A 3,448-nucleotide genomic window follows, 5' to 3' on the forward strand; every position below is an offset into this window, starting at 1 on the left:
ACACCGAACCGGAAGGCCCTCACCCGTTCAAGATCCCTCAGCCGAGACCTGGCTCACCCGTCCACAACCTCCCGGGACAGAACATCTAGCGCCCCTCACCCCGCATCCACTGCTCCATCACCGACAGCAGGTAGTCCGGGTCGACCGGCTTGGTGACGTAGTCCGAGGCCCCCGACTCGATGGCCTTCTCCCGGTCGCCCTTCATCGCCTTGGCCGTCAGGGCGATGATCGGCAGGCCCGCGAACTGCGGCATCCGCCGGATCGCCGTGGTCGTCGCGTATCCGTCCATCTCCGGCATCATGATGTCCATCAGGACCACCGACACGTCCTCGTGCTGCTCCAGGACCTCGATGCCCTCGCGGCCGTTCTCCGCGTAGAGCACCGCGAGGCCGTGCTGCTCCAGGACGCTGGTGAGCGCGAACACGTTGCGGATGTCGTCGTCGACGATCAGCACCTTCTCACCCGCGAACGTGAACACCGGACCCGCCACCGGCTCCGGCCGCTCCTCGTCCGCCGTCAGATCGCCCTTGCCCGGCTGCCCCGGCACCGGTGGCAGCTGGTCCACCGACTTGCGGCGGTGCCGGAACAGCGCCCCGGTCCCCGCCCTGGCCTCGGTGTGCGCCGGTGCGGGCGCGAAGTGCACCAGGTCACCGGCGGCGTCCGCCTCGGCGCCGAACCGATCCTCCGGGTCCGTCTGGTCCGGCGCCGGCCCGGACGACACCGGCTCGACCGGGCTCAGCGGCAGGTACAGGGTGAACGTCGAACCGCGGCCCGGCTCGCTCGCCGCGTAGATCTCGCCGCCGAGCAGCCTCGCGATCTCCCGGCTGATCGACAGGCCCAGGCCCGTACCGCCGTACTTCCGGCTGGTCGTCCCGTCGGCCTGCTTGAACGCCTCGAAGATCACCCTCATCTTCCCGGCCGCGATGCCGATGCCGGTGTCCGTCACCGAGAAGGCGATCAGCTCCGCCTCCGGGTCGCGCAGCGTCCCCGCCTCCAGGAGCTGCTCCCGGATCGACTGCGGAACGTCCGCGCCGGCCGGGCGGATCACCAGCTCCACGGCACCGGTGTCGGTGAACTTCACCGCGTTCGACAGCAGGTTGCGCAGCACCTGGAGGAGCCGCTGCTCGTCCGTGTGCAGCGTCGCGGGCAGTTCCGGCGAGACCCGTACCGAGAAGTCCAGCCCCTTCTCCGCGGTCAGCGGCCGGAAGGTCGCCTCCACGTAGTCCACGAGCTGCACCAGCGCGATCCGCGTCGGCGAGACGTCCATCTTGCCCGCCTCGACCTTCGACAGGTCGAGGATGTCGTTGATCAGCTGGAGCAGGTCGGAACCCGCGCCGTGGATGGTCTCGGCGAACTCGACCTGCTTCGGCGTCAGGTTCGCGTCCGCGTTGTCCGCGAGCAGCTTCGCCAGGATCAGCAGCGAGTTGAGCGGCGTGCGCAGCTCGTGCGACATGTTCGCCAGGAACTCCGACTTGTAGCGCATGGAGACCGCGAGCTGTTCGGCACGCTCCTCCAGGACCTGCCGGGCCTCCTCGATCTCGGTGTTCTTCACCTCGATGTCACGGTTCTGCCGGGCGAGGAGTTCGGCCTTGTCCTCCAGCTCCGCGTTGGAGTTCTGCAGCTCCTTCTGCCGGTGCTCCAGCTCCGCCGACCGCTCCCGCAGCTGCTCGGTGAGCTCCTGCGACTGCTGGAGCAGCACCTCGGTACGGGTGTTGACGCTGATGGTGTTGACCGTCGTCGCGATCAGTTCGGCGATCTGGTTGAGGAAGTCCCGCTGGATCTGGGTGAACGGCTGGAAGGAGGCCAGCTCGATCACGCCGAGCACCCGGCCCTCGAACAGCACCGGCAGCACGATCACATGGGCCGGCGCGGCCTCGCCCAGACCCGAGGAGATCTTCAGATAGCCCGGGGGCACGTTGACCTGGATGGTCCGCTTCTCCTCCGCCGCCGTCCCGATCAGGGTCTCGCCCGGCCGGAACGACGTCGGCATGGAGCCGGCGGAGTAGCCGTAACTGCCGCGCATCCGCAGCTCGTACGAGCCCTCGCCCTCCCCCACCGCCTCGGCGTCGCCGGCGTTCGCGCCGGTCGGCATCGCCACGAAGAACGCGCCGTGCTGCGCCGACACCACCGGCGTCAGCTCGCTCATGATGAGCGAGGCGACGTCGTCCAGGTCCCGGCGGCCCTGCATCAGACCGGAGATGCGGGCCAGGTTGCCCTTCAGCCAGTCCTGCTCCTCGTTGGCGAGGGTCGTGTCGCGCAGGTTGGCGATCATCGTGTTGATGTTGTCCTGGAGCGCCTGGATCTCGCCGGCCGCGTCCACGCCGTCGATCTTCAGGTTGAGGTCGCCGCGGGTCACCGCCGTGGCGACGGCCGCGATGGCGCGCACCTGCCGGGTCAGGTTCCCGGCCATCTCGTTCACGGACTCCGTCAGGTCCCGCCACGTGCCGTCCACGTCACGGACCCGGGCCTGACCGCCCAGCTGCCCGTCGGTGCCCACCTCGCGGGCCACCCGGGTGACCTCCTCGGCGAAGTTCGACAGCTGGTCGACCATCGTGTTGATGGTGTTCTTCAGTTCGAGGATCTCGCCCTGCGCGTCGATGTCGATCTTCTTGGTCAGGTCGCCCTTCGCGATGGCGGTGGTGACGGCGGCGATCTGGCGCACCTGACCCGTCAGGTTCGACGCCATCGAGTTCACCGACTCCGTCAGGTCCTTCCAGGTGCCCGAGACGCCCGGCACCCGCGCCTGGCCGCCCAGTTCGCCCTCGGTGCCCACCTCGCGCGCCACCCGGGTCACCTCGTCGGCGAACGACGACAGCGTCGTCACCATCGTGTTGACCGTGTCGGCGAGCTCGGCGACCTCGCCGCGCGCCTCGACCGTGACCTTCTTCGTCAGGTCGCCGTTGGCGACCGCCGCGGACACCCGGGAGATGTTCCGCACCTGGCTGGTCAGGTTGTTGGCCATCAGGTTGACGTTGTCGCTCAGGTCCTTCCAGATGCCGGTCACCCCGCGCACCCGCGCCTGGCCGCCCAGGATGCCCTCGGTGCCCACCTCGCGGGCCACCCGGGTCACCTCGTCGGCGAAGTTCGACAGCTGGTCGACCATCGTGTTGACGGTCGTCACCAGCTCCAGGATCTCGCCCTTGGCGTCGACGGTGATCTTCTTCGACAGGTCGCCCTTGGCGACCGCGGTGGTGACCTCGGCGATGTTCCGGACCTGGAAGGTCAGGTTGTTCGCCATCATGTTCACCGACTGGGTGAGGTCCTTCCACGTGCCGGAGACGCCCTGCACCTCGGCCTGGCCGCCCAGGATGCCCTCCGTGCCCACCTCGCGGGCCACCCGCGTCACCTGGTCGGCGAAGCTGGACAGCTGGTCGACCATCGTGTTGAGGGTGTTCTTCAGCTCCAGGATCTCGCCGCGCGCGTCCACGTCGATCTTCTGCGACAGGTC

At 68.7% G+C, this 3,448-nt stretch carries 1 protein-coding gene; it reads right to left on the minus strand.

The features are described from left to right. Window positions 1-85: 85 nt before the first annotated feature. The coding region (locus tag ESG85_RS06455) for a HAMP domain-containing protein (protein WP_128977067.1) at window positions 86-3,448 on the minus strand (3,363 nt) is incomplete at its 5' end.

Origin of the sequence: Streptomyces roseicoloratus (assembly GCF_004117935.1) — a bacterium.
GTDB lineage: Bacteria > Actinomycetota > Actinomycetes > Streptomycetales > Streptomycetaceae > Streptomyces > Streptomyces roseicoloratus.